Source organism: Pseudomonas sp. F(2018), assembly GCF_005508865.1.
GTDB lineage: Bacteria > Pseudomonadota > Gammaproteobacteria > Pseudomonadales > Pseudomonadaceae > Aquipseudomonas.
On record NZ_SCOM01000003.1, the window covers coordinates 571,713 to 590,286 of the forward strand.

Sequence of the window (18,574 nt, forward strand, 5' to 3'; positions counted from 1 at the left end):
AAATATTCAGAGGAACCAAAGATGAGTAGCGGACGTATCGTTCAAATCATCGGCGCCGTTATCGACGTGGAATTCCCGCGTGATCAAGTGCCGAGTGTTTATGAAGCGCTGAAAGTAGTCGGCGCCGAGACCACCCTCGAAGTTCAGCAGCAGCTGGGCGACGGCGTGGTTCGCTCCATTGCCATGGGTTCGACCGAAGGCCTGAAACGCGGCCTGGACGTCACCCGTACCAACAAGGCCATCTCCGTACCGGTTGGTAAAGCGACCCTGGGCCGGATCATGGACGTGCTGGGCAACCCGATCGACGAAGCTGGCCCGATCGGCGAAGAAGAGCAGTGGGAAATCCACCGCGCTGCTCCGTCGTACGCCGAGCAAGCTGGCGGCAACGAGCTGCTGGAAACCGGTATCAAGGTAATCGACCTGGTCTGCCCGTTCGCCAAGGGCGGTAAGGTCGGTCTGTTCGGTGGTGCCGGCGTCGGCAAGACCGTGAACATGATGGAACTGATCCGTAACATCGCCATGGAACACAGCGGTTACTCCGTGTTCGCTGGTGTGGGTGAGCGTACTCGTGAGGGTAACGACTTCTACCACGAGATGAAGGACTCCAACGTTCTCGACAAGGTAGCCCTGGTTTACGGTCAGATGAACGAGCCGCCAGGCAACCGTCTGCGCGTGGCACTGACCGGCCTGACCATGGCCGAGAAGTTCCGTGACGAAGGTCGTGACGTTCTGCTGTTCGTCGACAACATCTACCGTTACACCCTCGCCGGTACCGAAGTATCCGCACTGCTGGGCCGTATGCCTTCCGCAGTAGGTTACCAGCCGACTCTGGCCGAAGAGATGGGCGTTCTGCAGGAGCGTATTACCTCCACCAAGAACGGCTCGATCACCTCGGTACAGGCCGTATACGTACCTGCGGACGACCTGACCGACCCGAGCCCGGCGACCACCTTCGCCCACTTGGACGCCACTGTCGTACTGTCGCGTGACATCGCCTCCCTGGGTATCTACCCGGCTGTGGACCCGCTGGACTCCACCTCCCGTCAGCTCGATCCGCTGGTGGTTGGTCAGGAGCACTACGAGACCGCCCGTGGCGTGCAGTACGTTCTGCAGCGCTACAAGGAGCTGAAGGACATCATCGCGATCCTCGGTATGGACGAACTGTCCGAAGCGGACAAGCAGCTGGTATCCCGTGCTCGTAAGATCCAGCGCTTCCTGTCCCAGCCGTTCTTCGTGGCCGAAGTCTTCACCGGTTCGCCAGGCAAGTACGTTTCCCTGAAGGACACCATCGCTGGTTTCAGCGGCATCCTGAAAGGTGACTACGATCACCTGCCGGAGCAGGCGTTCTACATGGTTGGCAGCATCGAAGAAGCCATCGAGAAAGCCAAGAAACTGTAATCCCCTGTGCGCCCGGCAACGGGCGCTCGTGAGGCAAGCGTATGGCCATTACTGTCCATTGCGACATCGTCAGTGCCGAAGCGGAGATCTTCTCCGGTCTGGTCGAGATGGTGATCGCGCACGGCAACCTGGGCGATCTCGGTATCGCTCCGGGCCACGCCCCGCTGATCACCGACCTGAAGCCGGGCCCAATTCGCCTGGTCAAGCAGGGCGGCGAGCATGAGGTGTTCTACATCTCTGGTGGTTTCCTCGAAGTGCAGCCGAACATGGTGAAGGTCCTGGCCGACACCGTGACTCGCGCTGGCGACATCGACGAAGCTGCTGCCCAGGAGGCCCTCAAGGCCGCCGAGAAGGCGCTCAACGAGAAAGGCTCGGAATTCGACTACGGTTCCGCCGCCGCTCACCTGGCCGAAGTGGCAGCTCAGCTGCGCACCGTGCAACAGCTGCGCAAGAAGTTCTGAGGCTCGTCCTCCGTCTTCAGCGTTAGCGAGTAAAAGGGTAGCCTTGGCTACCCTTTTTCTTTTCTGCCGTTTTTATCCACAGGTGCTCCTGCGCCTGTGCCCGTTCAGGATTCCGCCATGTCCCTCGATATCGTCATCCTCGCCGCCGGCCAGGGCACCCGCATGCGCTCGGCCCTGCCCAAGGTCCTGCATCCGGTCGCCGGCAAGCCCATGCTCGGCCATGTCATCGACACCGCTCGCGCGCTCGCGCCGCGCAAGATCCACGTGGTGATCGGCCACGGCGCCGAATTGGTCCGCGAGCGCCTGGCGGCCGACGATATCCACTTCGTGCTGCAGGCCGAACAGCTGGGCACCGGTCACGCCGTGGCCCAGGCGCTGCCGGCGCTGGAAGCGGACAAGGTGCTGATCCTCTACGGCGATGTGCCGCTGACCCGGGTAGAGACCCTGACCCGCCTGCTTGAGCAGGCCAATGAATCCCAGCTGGGACTGCTGACCGTCAACCTGGCCGATCCCACCGGCTATGGCCGCATCGTGCGTAACGCCAACGGCGTGGTGCAGGCGATCGTCGAGCACAAGGATGCCAGCGAGGCGCAGCGCGCCATTCGCGAAGGCAATACCGGCATCCTCGCCGTACCGGGCAAGCGTCTGGGCGATTGGCTGAGCCGGCTATCCAACAGCAATGCTCAGGGCGAGTACTACCTCACCGACGTGATCGCCATGGCGGTGGCCGACGGCCTGGTGGTGGCCACCGAGACCGCTCAGGACGAGATGGAAGTGCTCGGCGCCAACGACCGCATCCAGCTGTCGCAGCTCGAATGTCACTACCAGCAGCGCATGGCCCGCCAGCTGATGGCACAGGGCGTGACCCTGTTCGACCCGCATCGTTTCGACGTGCGTGGCGAGGTGAGCATGGGTCGCGACGTCACCATCGACATCAACGTGATCCTCGAAGGCCGCGTGGTGATCGAGGACGATGTGCAGATCGGCCCGAACTGCGTGATCAAGGATTCCATCCTGCGCCGCGGCGCCATCGTCAAAGCCAACAGCCACCTGGAAGGTGCCGAAATGGGCGAGGGCGCCGACTGCGGTCCGTTTGCCCGCCTGCGTCCCGGCGCCAAGCTGGGCGCCAAGGCCCATGTCGGCAACTTCGTCGAGCTGAAGAACGCCGTGCTGGGCGAGGGCGCCAAGGCCGGTCACCTGAGCTACCTGGGCGACGCCGAGATCGGTGCGCGCAGCAACATCGGTGCCGGCACCATCACCTGCAACTACGACGGTGCCAACAAGCACAAGACGGTGATGGGCGAGGACGTGTTTATCGGCTCAAATAGCTCGTTGGTAGCCCCGGTCACCCTGGGCAATGGCGCCACCACCGGCGCCGGTTCCACGGTGACCCAGGACGTACCGGCCGCCACCCTGGCCGTGGGCCGCGCCAAGCAGCGCAACATCGAAGGCTGGAAGCGCCCGCAGAAGACGCCGAAGTAGTCGGCTGCGAGCAAGCAAAAAGGCGGCCTTGGCCGCCTTTTGTGCATTCGGAGCTTGACCAAAAGCTTTCATTAGGTTTTGATTCGCGCACCTATCTTTCGAATCGAAACTTAAATGTCGAAACGCAACACGCCCCAGCGCCGCCACGCGATTCTCGCCTTGCTCAACGAGCAGGGTGAGGTGGTCGTGGATGCCCTGGCGCAGCATTTCTCCACCTCCGAAGTTACGATTCGAAAGGATCTGGCCGAGCTAGAGAAGAACGGTCTGCTGCTGCGTCGCTACGGCGGCGCCGTGCCCATGCCGCAGGAGCTGATCGGCGAGCCGGCGCAGCCCATCTCCCGTCACAAGCAGGCCATCGCCGGCGCAGCGGTCGGCCTGATCCGCGAGCACGCGCGCATCATCATCGACAGTGGCAGCACCACGGCGGCGATGATTCCGCAGCTCAGCCACAAGCCCGGCCTGGTGGTGATGACCAATTCGCTGAACGTGGCCAACGCCCTGCGCGACATCGAGCACGAGCCGGTGCTGCTGATGACCGGCGGCACCTGGGATCCGCACTCGGAATCCTTCCAGGGCCAGGTCGCCGAGCAGGTACTGCGTTCCTACGACTTCGACCAGCTGTTCATCGGTGCCGACGGCATCGACCTGGCGCGTGGCACTACCACCTTCAACGAGCTGCTGGGCCTGTCCCGGGTCATGGCCGAGGTGGCCCGTGAGGTCATCGTCATGGTCGAGAGCGACAAGGTCGGCCGCCGTATTCCCAACCTGGAGCTGCCCTGGAGCAGCCTCCATACCCTGATCACCGACGACCGCCTGGATAGCCAGGTGGCTGAACAGATACGCGCGCGTGGGGTCCAGCTGATCCTCGCCGCCGCTTCCTGAGGAGAACCCCTATGTGTGGCATCGTTGGCGCCGTCGCCGAACGCAACATCACCCCGATCCTGGTCGAAGGCCTCAAGCGCCTGGAATACCGCGGCTATGACAGCGCCGGCGTGGCGGTCTTCACCCAGGCCGGCGAACTGCAGCGCCGCCGCCGCGTCGGCAAGGTCGCCGAGTTGGAACAAGCCCTGGCCGGCGAGCCGCTGACCGGTCACCTGGGTATCGCCCATACCCGTTGGGCCACCCACGGCGCGCCGAGCGAGCGCAACGCCCACCCACATTTCTCCGGTAAAGAGTCCGGTGAGCAGCTGGCGGTGGTGCACAACGGCATCATCGAGAACCACGAGGAACTACGCGAGCGCCTCAAGGGCCTCGGCTACGTCTTCACCTCCGATACCGACACCGAGACCATCGTCCACCTGCTGCACCACAAGCTGCAGCAACTCGGCGACCTGACCACCGCGCTCAAGGCCGCCATTCCCGAGCTCCACGGCGCCTACGGCCTGGCCGTGATCAGCGCTGCCCAGCCGGACCGCATCCTCGCCGCCCGCAGCGGCAGCCCGCTGGTGATCGGCCTGGGCCTGGGCGAGAACTTCCTCGCCTCCGATCAGCTCGCATTGAGACAAGTGACGGACCGCTTTATGTACCTGGAGGAGGGCGATATCGCCGAGATCCGCCGCGACAGCGTGCAGATCTGGGACCTCGCCGGCCAATCCGTACAGCGTGAGGCGGTGCAATACCACGAGGGTGCCGAGGCCGCCGACAAGGGCGAATATCGCCACTTCATGCTCAAGGAAATCCACGAGCAGCCCAAGGTCGTGCAGCGCACCCTGGAAGGCCGCCTAGGCGGCGACCACGTGCTGGTCCAGGCCTTCGGCCCGCAGGCCGCCGAGCTGTTCGCCAAGGTACGTAATGTCCAAATCGTCGCCTGCGGTACCAGCTACCACGCCGGCATGGTCGCCCGTTACTGGCTGGAAGCGCTGACCGGCATTCCCTGCCAGATCGAAGTGGCCAGCGAGTTCCGCTACCGCCAGGTGGCCGTGCAGCCGGACAGCCTGTTCGTAAGCATCTCCCAGTCCGGCGAGACCGCCGACACCCTGGCCGCCCTGCGTAACGCCAAGCAGGCTGGTTACCTGGCCAGCCTGACCATCTGCAACGTCGGCACCAGCTCCCTGGTGCGCGAATCCGACCTGTGCCTGCTGACCCAGGCCGGCCCGGAGATTGGCGTGGCCTCGACCAAGGCCTTCACCACCCAGCTGGTCTCCCTGCTGCTGCTGACCCTGGCCCTCGGCCAAGTACGTGGCACCCTGCAGGCCGGTGTCGGCGCCGAGCTGGTGGAAGAGCTGCGCCGCCTGCCGACCCGCCTGGGCGAGGCGCTGGCCATGGACAAGACCGTGGAGAAAGTCGCCGAACTGTTCGCCGAGAAGCACCACACCCTGTTCCTCGGCCGCGGTGCCCAGTACCCGGTGGCCATGGAAGGTGCGCTCAAGCTCAAGGAAATCTCCTACATTCACGCCGAAGCCTACCCGGCCGGCGAACTCAAGCACGGCCCACTGGCCCTGGTCGATGCCGATATGCCGGTGGTCACCGTGGCACCGAACAACGAACTGCTGGAAAAGCTCAAGTCCAACCTGCAGGAAGTCCGCGCCCGCGGCGGCGAGCTGATCGTCTTCGCCGACGGCGCCGCCGGCCTGGGCAACGGCGAGGGCACCCAGGTGATAAACATGCCGCACATCCATGATGTGCTGGCACCGATCCTCTACACCGTGCCGCTGCAGCTGCTGTCCTACTACGTGGCCGTGCTCAAAGGCACCGACGTGGACCAACCGCGCAATCTGGCCAAGTCGGTGACGGTGGAATAAGCCGGGAGCGAAACTAGAAAGCGGGCCGATGGCCCGCTTTTTCTTTGTCGATCAAGGCAGCGGAGGGGCTTCGTACTCCAGCATCTCCAGGTCCGCCTTGCCCTGATAGGTAACGCGGAATACGTGATCCTCGATGCCCGTATCGGCGATGCTCTCCAGCAGGCTGTAGCCGCCGAACTCGGGGGTTATCTCATACAGCGGTTTATCGCTTGCCTCGAACATCCGATAGAAGCGCACCGAGCTGTCGCCCATGCTCATCACCACTTCCCGCTCGCTGTCGGCGACTTCCACCAAAGGGAAGGGGCCGCCCAACTGGCCGCCGAGTTTGTAGGCATAGGTTGCCGAGCAGGCGGTGCCGCAGCCGAATGTGAGCAGGAAGATGCCGGACTCATGGCTTGCGTGACTTGGCGGCGATGGAAACTGCAGTACTTGTTCCGAAGTAGCGCCATCAGTCAGCGAGATTTCACAAACGTTTTTTCTGCAATGCGATTCGACCTGCCAAGGGCTGCCGGGTATACCCAGCAGCTCTGCCTGGCAAATCCCTGCCGCTAGGCTTATTAGAAGAACTACGGCGGCCCGGACTACTGGGGGCATCAACCAATCCCTAGTTTGTCGCCAACCATATCACCAGCCATATCGAGCCAATCTGGCGACTTGGTATTGCCGGGTGGCTCCGTGTCACCCAACTGCCCCGCGAGCATATCGACCAGCCCCATCGGGTTGCCTTCCTTGGCATCGGCCACCGCCTTGGCTGCTTGAGCAGCCTGGAAGATCTTCTTCAGCTCGGGCGTGGTTGCGGTCTGTTCGGTCAGCTCGATGGGTGCGGGTAGGCTGTCTACCAGCCTGTTCAGGCTGCCAGTGTCCTTGCTAAAGGTACGCACTGCTTCCAGACCGGCCTGCATGGGCAAAGCCAGACCGGTCTGCGGGTCGAAGGCGCTGATCTCGGGGAAGCCGACCTTGCCGCGCAGCACCGGGATAGCCAGCGAAGGCAGATTCAGTCCAAGCAGGTAGCGTGGGTCGCGACGCTTGATGCTGAGGCCGATGCTGGCTAGGGCAATACCGACTCCGACCACACGACCGGTCTTGGCCAGCAGCGAGAGGCGTTTGTTGGACTCATTGTCGAAGTGCACCAGGCGATAGCGGAAGTAGTCGGTGAAGGGTTCGCGCTCTGCGATAAAAGATGAGTTCATGAACCAGGCCCGTGAGTCGTGTACATGGTCATCGAACAGCTTCACCAGATCCTCTTTTCCCGGTGCGATCTGATTCCCCTGGGTGAAGAGCCTGCGGTATTCCAAGGTGCCCTGATCCCAGATTTCCTTGTATTCCTCCGCTTCGTCTTCCTCGTTGATTAGGTAGACGAGGCCGCCGAGGGCGATATTGATAATGCCGCCGACCGAGAGGGTGTCTTCGCCCATTTCCCAGGATTTCTCGTAGTCGCGGCGGAACTCGTCGGCGGCGCGGCGTAGCTGGCGCCTGTCCAAGGTCGGTTCGTAGGTCTTGTTGGTGTTGAGGCCTTCATACTTCTCCGGGCCGACCAGCTTGAAGTCTTCCTCGAAGCAGAAGCGTTTGCCCGGGCTGCCCACCTCCCAGGATTCGCCGGTCGAGTAACCTTGGCAGTCTCCGGCGCCGACAGTTCTGCCGGCCGCTATACGATCGGCACAGCTGACCTCAACGATACCTTCGCGTTTACGCGCCATCTCCGCATGTCTGTGAGCATGGAGGCGACGCTTGGCGTCCCATATTTCCTGGGTCTCGTCGCCCGTCTGGATGGCTCCATAGAAACTGGTCTTCCCCACACCACCTGCATAACGATCAATCCGCCAGCCGGTAATCAGGGCCGTTTCGCGCTCCACCACGTCTTCGAGTGGCCCTGGCTTGGCATTGGATTGCCAGGCGTTAAAGCGGCGAGTAACCAATTCGCTCAGGCTAAATTCCAAGAGTGATTCATCACTCATCTTTCGCCAGTCTTCGCATTTTGCAGAAAGTATCGGAGGAACTTGTAACGGAGCTCCCGAAGCAAATGCCTCGCGATACATGTGATGCAGCGGCAATTGCGACATCAGCTCGCCTTGCCCCCCCATGGCCTTGCCTTGGTCGCCGGGGGGATAGCCGCCGCCGACATCAGAGTGCATGCCGGGATAGACATATTCGACGGTGTCGGCCCGATAGCTAGATTTCTCGTCCAGCGAGCCATCGGCCAGGCGGGCACGGCGACGAATCGAGTCCAAGGGAAAGCTGGCACGCTGCTCATGAGCGGAAACCAGATGCACGCAGCGCTTGAGGAAGCCGCAATCCTCGGGCAAAGCAGTTGGCATGCAACTCTGTGCAGCGCGTTCATCTGGCAGGCGCATGGTGCCGTCGGCCCAGTCCATATGTCCGGCGGCAAAGGGCGCACTGTCGGCGATACCTACCGCCGCCACGGTATCGAACAGCCCGAGAAACTCGATGGAGATGGGGAGGCCGGCAAAGCGGTACTGTTCTCCGTTCTCCGTCGAGCTGCGGGTCAGATCCGCCAGCCAATTGGCGAAAGTGCGCGCCTCGGCAGCGCCACGGGAGAAGCCGTAGACGTAGAGGCGCAGGGCCAGGATTTCCGGTTTCTGCTGTTGCTGTCGGCGTTGCTCCAGCAACTGGGTCAGCTTGTCCAGTTCGGGGATCAGGGTGGCCTTGCGCTTGGCCTCGCCTCTTTCCAGCAAGGTGCCGGTCAGCATATGGCCGAACCAGCAGGTGCTCATTTCATTGACCAGCCCATAGGCCTCGTCTTCGAGAAGAGGCTTTTCGGTCAGGGTGCGCCGGAGGGCATCAATTAGGCGGAGCAGCCCCCAATTGATCCGGTTCTCTCCGCCCCTAGCACCCTTGAGGCCATTGTCATCGGGGATATGCTCCTGGATTTCCTTGAAAACCGTGCCGACCCCGGGGATGTAGTAACCAAAATAGCCGGACTCGGACGCCTTCTTTTCTCCATGGTCGATGGTGGCGTGATAGAGGCGGGCAATATTGCTGGTGCAGCGAGGATTGGCGTTCTTGTCACTGGGCTCATGGTTATTGGTACCGTCGAAAAACAGGCTGATATGCAGTGCCTTGGCACAGGGCTCGATGGCTTCCTCACCATTGCAGGATGCCTTCTGGATGGCCTGGTTCCAGCAGAGTTTCTCGTCTGCTGTTTGTTTATCCAGATTGGCTTTGACCGCTTGTGCGTCCTGCGGCAGCCCCGATCGGGTAAAGCGGGGTGCGATAAGCACCTGGCTTGCGGCTGGCGGACGTTCGGTTGTCAGGGTTTTGGACATTTCTCAGGCTCCTCCATGTTGAGCGCATTGATAACGTCGTTGTGGGGGTAGCCTGGGTAGCCCGGAAGCACACCATTGACGGCGACCAGCACCTGATCGCAAGGCAAGAAGTGGACATTCATGCTGCCCACGTCCTCATAACGAGGAATCTCGACGGTGACTTGATGGCGGGTGTATTGAGCCCTATGAGCTTCCGCCTGGTTATTCCAAGCTTCCGAAAACATGGGTTGGGGCCAATTTACGGAAGAGAATGGCTCGGGATCCTTTTCCCATTCCACAGTGGCCTTCATACCCGGTTGCCATTGACGAGGCACAGTGGTGCAGCAAGTGAATTTCCCCCCACCTTGATGAGGTCCCAGATTAGGCCCGCCATCGCCGTTGACCTTGAACCAGTTGATCGCTGCGGAGGTGTGGTTGTAACCGGTGACCTGGGGATTGAGCAGCTTGGGTGGCTGAGTCTTGCAGCCACTTACCAACAGCAGCGGCAGTACCAACAGGCAATAGCGGGCAATGTTTATGGGCTGGGACATGGTTCCGGCTCCTTCAAATTGAGCGCATTGATAACGTCGTTGTGGGGGTAGCCTGGCTGGCCAGGAAGCGCGCCGTTGACGGCGACCAACACCTGATCGCAGGGCAGGAAGTGGACATTCATGCTGCCTACGTCCTCATAGCGAGGAATTTCGACGGTGACGCGATGGCGGGTGTATTGAGCCCTATGAGCTTCTGCCTGTTTATTCCAGGCTTCCGAAAACATGGGTTGGGGCCAATTTACGGAAGAGAATGGCTCGGGATCCTTTTCCCATTCCACAGTGGCCTTCATACGCGGCTGCCATTGGTGGGGCACTGTCGTGCAGCAGACAAAGCTTCCCCCGCCCTCGTGAGGACTAATGTTGCCGCCACCGGAGCCGTTGACGGTGAAGCTGTTAATGGCGGCGGAGGTATGGTTGTAGCCAGTGACCGAGGGGCTGAGCAGCTTGGGCGGTTGGCTGCTACAGCCGGTGACCAGTAGCGGCAAGAGCAACAGGCAGATTGCTCGGTAGAGAGCGCTCATGCCGCCGTACCCTTCGAATGTTGTTGCAACCAGCCTTCGACGAATTGCTCGCGCTGGTCGAGGTTGAGGATGTTTTCGCGGCTTGCGGCCTGCTGGGCGTGAACCAGATGGCGCATCAGAGCTTCCTGCTTGTTCAGACCGTAATCACAGGGTTCGACATCCTTGCTGCTGTAATAGCGCTCGGCCAGGCTCCAGGCCTGCAGCTGTGCGACCTGAGTGCGTTCGAGACGCAGGCTAGGCAGGGGCGATGGGAGTTCCGCGCTGCGCCGTAGGTGCCCGGCAAGCTGTTGCATCTCACTGTCGCGGTCCCGCCAGTGCCAGGCGATGACCGGTGCATGGAACCAGGCTTGCTGTGGATTCAATGTCTCGCTCACGGCGATAAACAGACGCGGGTCGTAGTAGCGCAATAGGCCGCTACTCCTGCCATCGTTCCATTCCGCCTGGGTGCAATGGCCCAGGTGAGCTGAGAGCTCATGAAAATCCCAAGGGCTGGTCAGCGCCAGCAAATGTTGGTTGCTGCGCGATGCATTTGCTAGATCGGTCAGCAGCTGCAGCTGCTGGGTATTGGCGTGATCGAGACGCAGCAGCCAGGGGCCGCTTTGGGCAATCTGATGCTCGGGAGTGTGCTGCAGAATGGCGGATTGCAGGATGGGTTGTTCCAGCCTGGCAATACGATCGGTCAGGGGAAATTCCAGATTGGTGGTATCCACCAGCAGATCGAGATAAGGCAGTCGCGCCTGGGCCGCGCTGCGCTGCAGTTCACCAAGCCAGAGAGAAGTAGAGGTGCTCACTATTTACTGCTCCTCACCGTGCAACCAGAACTTGTGCTTTAGCCTGCGCTCGACGCAGGCATTCCTCGCAAACGGCTGGTGGCTTGTTCGGCATGCTCAATGGATTGAGTAATGCCTCATCCAACAGATTCCCAGCCTTATCTTTGTCCGCCATCCCCGGCTGCAACGGCTGTTTGATGGCGATCCCAGTACCTGAGCCCGGGGCGCCGCCGGCGTTGAGTTTGGCCAGGGGGCCGACCAGGGTGATGCCGCTGGGGTCGAGTTTGATGAAGCTGCCGCCGGCCTTGAGGGTGAGTTCGACGCCGGCCTCGATGACCATCTTCTGTCCGGCCTTGAGGTGGATCTCGCGGCCGGCCTTGGTCAGCTGGGCGGTGCCGAGCTTGATGTGCTGGTTCTGGGCGATGGTCAGGTGGTCTTCGGCCTTCACTTCCACCTTGCGCTCGGCGTGGGTGGTGTGGTGTTCCTCGGCCTTGAGCTCGGTGTAGCTGTTGGCCTCGACGGTGTCGTGGCGCTCGTGGCCGATGCGGATCTTCTGGTCGTGCTCGACGTTCTCGTCCCAGTCCTTCTGGGCGTGGATGTAGATCTGCTCCTGGCCCTTGCGGTCTTCGATACGTAGCTCGTTGTAGCCGCCACCGCCCGGGCTGCTGAGGGTCTTGAACACCGTGCGGGTCTTGTTCGCCGGCAGGTCGTAGGGGACGACGTGTTCCTTGTGGTACAGGCAGCCGGTGACCAAAGGCTGGTCGGGATCGCCTTCGAGGAAGGTGACCAGCACCTCCATGCCGATGCGCGGGATGGCGATGCCGCCGTAGCGGTCACCGGCCCAGCTGGAGGACACGCGCAACCAGCAGCTGGTGGTGTCGTCGGCCTGGCCTTCGCGGTCCCAGTGGAACTGCACCTTGACCCGGCCGTACTGGTCGCAGTGGATTTCTTCGCCCTTGGGCCCGGTGACTACGGCGCTCTGGCTGCCCAGTACCTTGGGTTTCGGGTGGCGCAGGGCAGGGCGGTGCAGCACGTCCCAGGGGGTGGCGCTGAAGCGGTTGCGGTAGCCCTGCTTGAAGTTGTCGTGGGCTGCCCCCTCTCCCTGGCCCTCTCCCCGCAGGGGAGAGGGGATATTGGCGCCGCCGAGGAAGCTGGTCACCGACTCCTCCAGCACCTGCGGTTGCTTGCCCTCGTGCACCACTTCCTGCAGCAGCCAGAGGTCGTTCCATTCGCGGCGCGGGTGGTCGGAGATTTCCAGCAGGTGGCCGGTCACCAGGCGCGGCTGGTCGCTCTCGCCCTGGGCCAGCTGGTAGTCGGCGCGGTGGCGTTCCAGCGCGCGTTGCGACAGGTGCTTGCCGCGCGTGCGCTCGGTGTAGCGGCCGGGGTAGTCGTAGTCTTCCAGCTTGGGCTGGAAGTCGGCCTTGGCGCCGGTCTCCAGCAGCAGGCGCGGTTGCTCGAAGTCGTAGTCGCGGCGGCTGACCTGGTTGGTGCGGGTGGCCAGGCGCAGGTTGAAGCGCTTGATCACCGGCTCGTCGGCGACCATGCCGCTGTCCTGCACATAGGCGGTGGGTTGGCCGAGTTTGGGGAAGCCGGTCTGGTCGTCGCCGAATACCAGCACGTGGCCCTTGGCCGAGTGTTCGAAGTGGTAGTGCAGCCCCTCTTCCTCGCACAGGCGCTGGATGAAGTGCAGGTCCGTCTCGTCGTACTGCACGCAGTAGTCGCGCTCGGGGTAGACGGTCGGGCCGAGCTGGAAGCGATACGCGCCGCCGAGGATGCCGTGCTCCTCCAGCACCAGGGCGATGATCTGCGGCACCGTCAGGTGCTGGTAGATGCGCTGGTTGGTGCGATAGCCGAGCCAGGTCAGCTTAGGGCTAAGGGTGAGGTGATAGCGGGTCAGGCGCTTGCCCGATTCGCCCTGGCCTACATCGTGGATCAGGCCGTGGATGCCGCTGCCGTCCGGGGCGATGGCGAGGAAGGCCGGTTTGCCGAGCAGCTCGTCCAGGTCCAGGTCGGGCTTCTCGCTGACCAGTTCCACCTCGAAGCGGTAGGGCTGGTCGAGGGCTTCGCGGCCGTTGAATTCGAGCACCTGCAGGTCGTGCTCGAGGCCTTCGAGATGCAGGCTGAAGTGGGTCTGGTTGGCGGGGTTGAACATGCGATCGTCCTTGTCGGTAGGCCTGTCAGGCCGGGCGGCGCAGCCAGCGCGCGAGCAGCGAAGTGGTAGGGCGCTGGTTGCGGAAGGCGCGCAGCAGGTCCGGCAGGGTGCTGCGCCGGGCCGGGTCGAATTCCAGCGCGGCGCGCAGTGCCGGCCACAGTGCGCGGGGCAGGTCCGCGGGGGCCGTCAGCGGCAGTTCCATTGCCAGCGCCTGTTTAGCACTTTGCCGGCGGAAAGGATGCTGGCCGCTGCACAGTTCGTAGATCACGCAGGCCACGGCGTAGACGTCGGCGGCGGCGTTCAGGGTGGCGCCGTCGAGCAGTTCGGGGGCGGCGTAGCGTGGCGTCCAGGCGGCGAAGCGGCTGCGCGCCAGGCGTGGCAGGCCCTTGAGGAAACCTTCGCGGGCCTGGCCGAGGCCGAAGTCGAACAGGCGGATGCCGTCGTCGCCGAGCATCAGGTTGCTCGGCTTGAGGTCGCCGTGCAGCACGCCCTGGTCGTGGGCGTAGCGCAGCGCCTCGAGCAGGCTGAGGGCGACCCGCTGTGCCTCGGGCCAGGGCAGGCCGCTGGGGTACTGATGCAGCACGTGGTCGAGGGTGTTGCCCTTGAGCAGCTCCATGGTGATGAAGGCGCGCTGGCAGGCCGGGTCCACCTCGAAGCTGTAGAAGCGCACCAGGTTGCGGTGGCTGAGCCGCGCGGTGAGGGCGAACTCGCTGTAGAGCAGGGCGCTGGCGTCCGGGTATTCGGCGAAATCCTCGCTGAGGGTCTTCAGCGCCACCCAGGGCTGCGGCTCGCCGAACTGTTCGCGCAGCAGGTCGCGGGCGCGGTACACCGCGCCCATGCCGCCGACGCCGAGCAGCCGCTCGATCTGGTAGCGGCCGCCGAGCAGCTCGGGCAGGTCCTTGGGCAACGGGCGGGCGACACGCGCCGGGTTGGCGCCGGCCATCACCGTGAGGTCGGCGCTGACCACCTTGGCTTCGGCGTTCATCGGTTGATCACCACGCCGCTCAGGTTGTCGCGGGCCGGACCCTGCAGGGCTAGGTCGAACAGGCGTTGCAGGGCCAGCTGCGGGCTGGGGCGCAGCAGTGCGGCGGTCATGTCGTCGTGGTCGAGATCCTGATAGAGGCCATCGCTGCACAGCAGGAACACATCGCCGGGCAGGCTCTCCAGTTCGAGGATGTCCAGCTGCAGATCTTCGGCGGCGCCGATGGCCCGGGTCAGGGCGTGGGCGCCGGGTTGGCGCGCGGCGTCCGCCGGACTCATGCCGCGCTCCTCGACCAGTTGCTGCAGCAGCGAATGGTCGCGGCTGAGCTGGAACAGCTGGCGCCCGCGCAGCAGGTAGCAGCGGCTGTCGCCGGCCCACACGCAGGCTACCCGACTGCCTTCGGCGAGCAGCGCTACCACCGTGCTGCCGACCAGCAGGTCGGGGGTGGCCTCGGTCAGGGTCAGGCCCAGACTGAGGTGGCGGTTGAGGCGATGCAGGCAGTCGCGCAGGGCGTCCAGGCGGTCCTCGAAATCCAGCTCTGCGGGCAGCTCGGCCAGGCTCTCGACGATCAGGCGGCTGGCCAGGTCGCCTGCCTGGTGGCCGCCCATGCCGTCGGCGACCACCCACAGGCCCTGCTGCGGCTGGTCGAGAAAGGCATCCTCGTTGCGCTCGCGCACCTTGCCGGTGTCGGTGCGCCCGGCGCTGGACCAGAGGCGTTGGGCGACCTTCATCAGAGGGTCGCCGGCAGCTTGAACTGGCGCAGCAGGCTGGCATCGAACGGGTTCGGCGAGCGCTGGCTGTGCAGCAGGTACTTGGCCTGCAGACCGTCGAGGTTGGCCTTGAGCAGCAGCACGTCGCGGCCGCTGTGTTGCTCCACCTTCATCATGTCGATCAGGCGGAACAGTGCCCAGGGCCCGCTGTTCTTCTCGATGCCGACGCGGCGGCCGCCCTGTTCCTCCAGCACCAGGCTGCTGCGCTCGCTCTCGCCCTCGGCCGGCCAGCGGAAGGCGGTGGCGATGATCGGGCCGTGGCGGTACTCCATCTGCTGGCCGCCGAAGCGGAAGTCGGCGCGGTTGAGGCTGTAGTCGAGGGCGAACGGCTCCAGCTTGAACAGTACCAGCGGCTCGGCCGGGTTCTCGGCGAAGAAGCTGCGGCGGATCACCTGGGTGCGGTTCATCTGGGTCAGGAACACCGGCGACAGCGGCAGGCCCTGGCCGTCCATGCGGCGCAGCTGGTACTCGCCGTCGCTGTCGCTGACGAAGTCCTTGAGGTAGCGATCGACGAAGGCGTCGGCCACGCCGTCGGCCTTGAAGAACTCGCGGAAATCGGCGATGGCCACGTCGCTGTCGCTCTTGGCGCTGAACGGATAGCGCTTGAACAGCGACTCCTTGTAGAAGGCGTACAGCTCGTTGCGGTAGCGCTTGTTCAGGTAGCCGTAGGCGTCGTTGAGCACCAGCTGCCAGCTGTCGTCGGCGATCAGCGTCAGCCAGTTGCCCACCGGTTGCGGCAGGCGCGCGGCGGTGCCGCGGACCTGGTTGATCGCATCCGGGCGACCGCCCATGCGCGCCTTGGCCAGTTCGAAGGCGGCCTGCTCCGGCGAGCTGGCGTGAGCCATGCCGCTCAGTTGCAGCTGCAGGGCGTCCAGTGCCTGCAGGGTGGCGGCCAGTTCCGGGCCGGCGCCGCTGTTGTCGTCGAGCAGGCGGTGCAGCGGCTCGAAGCGTCGTTGCAGCGCACGGCGGGCGGTGTCCGGCAGGCTCTTGGCGATGGCGTCCAGGCCCTTGCCGGCCGCGGCGGCGGCCAGCTTGCCCTTCTTCCCGAGCTTGGCCTGGGCGGCCAGGTCATCGGTCTGGTCGGCGGCGGCCGGCAGGTCGAAGCGGGTGTTCTCGCGCACTTCCACCAGCACCTGCAGCAGCGGCGAGTTGGCCGCGGTCAGGGCAGTGAGCACGGTGATGCCCTGGGCGGTGTTGCCGATCGGTTCCAGGCTCAGCTGGGCGATGGCCTCGCCCCAGTAGTTGGCGTAGTCGCGGAAATACAGCTGCTCCAGTTCCACCATCAGGCGGCCGAGGTCGCGGTCGCTGAGCTGGTTGCCTTCGCCCAGTACCCAGTTGTCTTCGAGGATGTCGCGCACCAGGCCGAGGCCCTGGGCGACGAAGAACTGCTGGTAGCCCTTCTGCGTGTACAGGCCAGGGATGGCGTAGTCGCTGCCGAGCAGCAGCGGCGCCTGGGCACCCAGGGCCTGGGCGATGCGGTAGTCGGGCAGGCTGCGGGCCTGGTCGCGGAGCATGCGGTAGACCACGTTGGCCAGCGACTCGCTGCGCAGGATCTGCCGGGCTTCGGCCACCAGGTCGTCGTTCAGCGGGTAGGCGGCGAACGGCTCGGCCAGCAGGCGCTGGAAGTGCGCGTTGAGACGCTTCTGGGTCGGCTCGTCGCCGGCGTAGCGCAGCGACCAGTCGGCGGCCAGCCAGTCCTGCAGGAAGGCCGGGTCGCGGCGCTCCTCCAGGTTGAGCATCAGGTAGGCGCGCAGGCTGCCGAGCAGCAGCTCGCGGTCGTCGCGGTTGGCGCGGATCTGCCCTTCCAGCTGGCGCGCCACCCGTGGCAGCAGCTCGCTTTCCAGGCTGCGGCGGTAGGCGGCGTGCACCTGCGGCTGCACCTGCGGGCCCTGGTACAGGCCGCCGCGCTCCAGCAGGCTGGCGTCGCCGGTGCTGGGGAACACCTGGGTAGCGGTGTAGCTGCCGTCGAGCAGCGGCAGGGCGCGCTGGGCGTCGTCCTTGGCGCTGATGCCCTCGCCGTCGCGGCCCAGCTGCAGGGCCAGCTCGCGCAGCTGTTCCAGGCGGCCGTGGTTGGCCGAGTAGCTGGTGCCCCAGAGCAGGCCGAACAGCACCAGGCAGGCGGCAGCGCCGGCGTACAGGCCGCGCTGACGCCAGTCGATGCGGCGCACTTCCTTGTCGTCCAGGCCGGCCAGTTCGGCCTCGGGGAAGATCACCCGGCTGAGCAGCTGGTTGATGAAACGCGCACGGCCGCTGCGGTAGGTCGGCAGGCTGCTGCCGGCCAGGCCGAGGTTGCGGCCGATGCCGGTGGTGCTCGGGTCGAGCAGTTCCTGCAGCTGCGGCGCGCTGGTCAGGTAGAAGCCGCGTAGCTGGCTGGAGCGCTGGTAGCGGTTGCCGCTGAAGGCCAGTTCCACCAGCAGGCACAGGCGCTCGCCGAGCTGGCCGAGCTGGTGCGGGAAGTCGAGGATGCGGCCGCGACGCTGGGTGTCGCGCTCCTGGTGCAGGCGCATGATCACCTGGCTGTTGAGGCGGCGCAGCAGCTCTTCGAACTCCTGGCGCACCACGCTGGCGTCAGTGGCGCTCTGGCCCTTGCGGAAGCTGGTGCCGAGCACCTGGTCGCTCTCTTCGCGGCTGAGCTGGTCGAAGAACTCGTCGAAGCCGATGACCTTGTCGGCCTTGCTCAGCACCAGGTACACCGGCACTTCGGCGCGCAGCTCGGCGTGCAGCTCGTGCAGGCGCTGGCGGATCTGGCGGGCCAGGTTTTCCAGCTCCAGTTCGCTGGCGTACAGCAGGGTGTCGACCGGGATGTTCACCAGCACGCCGTTCAGCGGGCGCGCGCGGCGCTTGCGCAGCAGGCTCAGCAGGGTGTGCCAGGCGCGACTGTCCACCGCCACGTCGGGCTGGGTCAGGTAGCGGCCGGCGGTGTCCAGCAGCACGGCGTGGTCGGCGAAGTACCAGTCGCAGTAGCGGGTGCCGCCGACGTCCTTGGTCAGGCGGCGCTCGTCGCCCTTGTTCAGCGGGAAGTCCAGGCCGGAGAAGTCCAGCAGGCTGGTCTTGCCGCTGCCCTCGGGGCCGAGCAACAGGTACCAGGGCAGGTCGTTGCGCCACTTCTCGCTGCGCCCGCGGTACAGGCTGGAGGTCTTCAGGGTGCGCAGGGCCTGCTTGAAGCGGCCCTTGAGCTCCAGCTGCTCCTCGCTGATCAGGCCGTCGCGGCGCAGGCGTTCCTGGGCGTCGGCATCGTCCGCCTTGGCCTTCTTGCGCACGTTGGCGCGCCAGCTGACGAACACGATGAACAGGCCCCAGGCCAAGAACAGCAGGCTGATGCTGACCAGGCGGTTGGCCGCCGGCGCCCAGAACTTGGAGTCGGCCACCGCCAGCAGCGGGCCGACGAACCAGATCAGCAGGGCCAGCACCAGGACCAGGCACAGGCTCCAGACCCAGGTCTTGCGGAAGAACGCCGCGGTTTTCTTGAGAAAGTCCTTCATC

14 protein-coding genes are annotated in these 18,574 nt (G+C 64.4%); 5 read left to right on the forward strand and 9 right to left on the reverse strand.

Translation table 11 applies throughout. The features are described from left to right. Positions 1–21 precede the first annotated feature (21 nt). From atpD to glmS, 5 genes are all read left to right on the forward strand, one after another. The gene (atpD, locus tag FFS62_RS16600) at positions 22–1,398 is read left to right on the forward strand and encodes a F0F1 ATP synthase subunit beta (protein WP_137973938.1); all 1,377 of its coding nucleotides are present in this window, start codon (positions 22–24) and stop codon (positions 1,396–1,398) included. A 41-nt stretch (positions 1,399–1,439) separates the two neighbouring features. Then, a complete protein-coding gene (locus FFS62_RS16605) occupies positions 1,440–1,859 on the forward strand; it encodes a F0F1 ATP synthase subunit epsilon (protein WP_137973939.1) in 420 nt (139 codons plus the stop codon). Positions 1,860–1,976: 117 nt separating this feature from the next. Continuing rightward, positions 1,977–3,341 carry a bifunctional UDP-N-acetylglucosamine diphosphorylase/glucosamine-1-phosphate N-acetyltransferase GlmU gene (gene glmU, locus FFS62_RS16610; RefSeq protein WP_137973940.1) on the forward strand — a complete coding sequence of 455 codons (1,365 nt, stop codon included), beginning with the start codon at positions 1,977–1,979 and terminating at the stop codon, positions 3,339–3,341. A 114-nt stretch (positions 3,342–3,455) separates the two neighbouring features. Then, complete coding sequence (locus tag FFS62_RS16615; RefSeq protein WP_137973941.1) at positions 3,456–4,223, forward strand: DeoR/GlpR family DNA-binding transcription regulator; 768 nt, start codon at positions 3,456–3,458, stop codon at positions 4,221–4,223. A gap of 11 nt (positions 4,224–4,234) precedes the next feature. Next, positions 4,235–6,082 carry a glutamine--fructose-6-phosphate transaminase (isomerizing) gene (glmS, locus tag FFS62_RS16620; protein WP_137973942.1) on the forward strand — a complete coding sequence of 616 codons (1,848 nt, stop codon included), beginning with the start codon at positions 4,235–4,237 and terminating at the stop codon, positions 6,080–6,082. Between the two features lie 51 nt (positions 6,083–6,133). Here the strand turns inward: glmS and FFS62_RS16625 are convergent, their stop codons facing one another. The 9 genes from FFS62_RS16625 to tssM are packed head-to-tail and all read right to left on the reverse strand — an operon-like array spanning position 6,134 to position 18,573. Then, positions 6,134–6,676 carry a hypothetical protein gene (locus tag FFS62_RS16625; RefSeq protein WP_137973943.1) on the reverse strand — a complete coding sequence of 181 codons (543 nt, stop codon included), beginning with the start codon at positions 6,674–6,676 and terminating at the stop codon, positions 6,134–6,136. Then, on the reverse strand, positions 6,676–9,366 hold the full coding sequence (locus FFS62_RS16630; RefSeq protein WP_137973944.1) for a DUF2235 domain-containing protein: 2,691 nt from the start codon (positions 9,364–9,366) through the stop codon (positions 6,676–6,678). The genes FFS62_RS16625 and FFS62_RS16630 overlap by 1 nt, the downstream gene beginning before the upstream one ends. After that, on the reverse strand, positions 9,351–9,896 hold the full coding sequence (locus tag FFS62_RS16635; protein WP_137973945.1) for a DUF3304 domain-containing protein: 546 nt from the start codon (positions 9,894–9,896) through the stop codon (positions 9,351–9,353). Before FFS62_RS16635 ends, FFS62_RS16630 begins: the two co-directional genes overlap by 16 nt. After that, entirely contained in the window at positions 9,881–10,417 is a 537-nt protein-coding gene (locus FFS62_RS16640; RefSeq protein ID WP_137973946.1) for a DUF3304 domain-containing protein, read from the reverse strand. Before FFS62_RS16640 ends, FFS62_RS16635 begins: the two co-directional genes overlap by 16 nt. Then, complete coding sequence (locus FFS62_RS16645) at positions 10,414–11,208, reverse strand: DUF4123 domain-containing protein (protein WP_171016358.1); 795 nt, start codon at positions 11,206–11,208, stop codon at positions 10,414–10,416. Before FFS62_RS16645 ends, FFS62_RS16640 begins: the two co-directional genes overlap by 4 nt. 13 nt (positions 11,209–11,221) lie before the next feature. Then, positions 11,222–13,339, reverse strand: coding sequence for a type VI secretion system tip protein TssI/VgrG (tssI, locus tag FFS62_RS16650; RefSeq protein ID WP_137973948.1), 2,118 nt, complete (start codon positions 13,337–13,339; stop codon positions 11,222–11,224). A 25-nt stretch (positions 13,340–13,364) separates the two neighbouring features. Next, complete coding sequence (locus FFS62_RS16655) at positions 13,365–14,324, reverse strand: serine/threonine-protein kinase (protein ID WP_137973949.1); 960 nt, start codon at positions 14,322–14,324, stop codon at positions 13,365–13,367. Further along, positions 14,321–15,052: a PP2C family serine/threonine-protein phosphatase gene (locus tag FFS62_RS16660; RefSeq protein ID WP_137973950.1), complete on the reverse strand. Its 732-nt coding sequence runs from the start codon at positions 15,050–15,052 to the stop codon at positions 14,321–14,323. The genes FFS62_RS16655 and FFS62_RS16660 overlap by 4 nt, the downstream gene beginning before the upstream one ends. Further along, a complete protein-coding gene (gene tssM / locus FFS62_RS16665; RefSeq protein WP_137973951.1) occupies positions 15,052–18,573 on the reverse strand; it encodes a type VI secretion system membrane subunit TssM in 3,522 nt (1,173 codons plus the stop codon). The genes FFS62_RS16660 and tssM overlap by 1 nt, the downstream gene beginning before the upstream one ends. Position 18,574 lies beyond the last annotated feature (1 nt).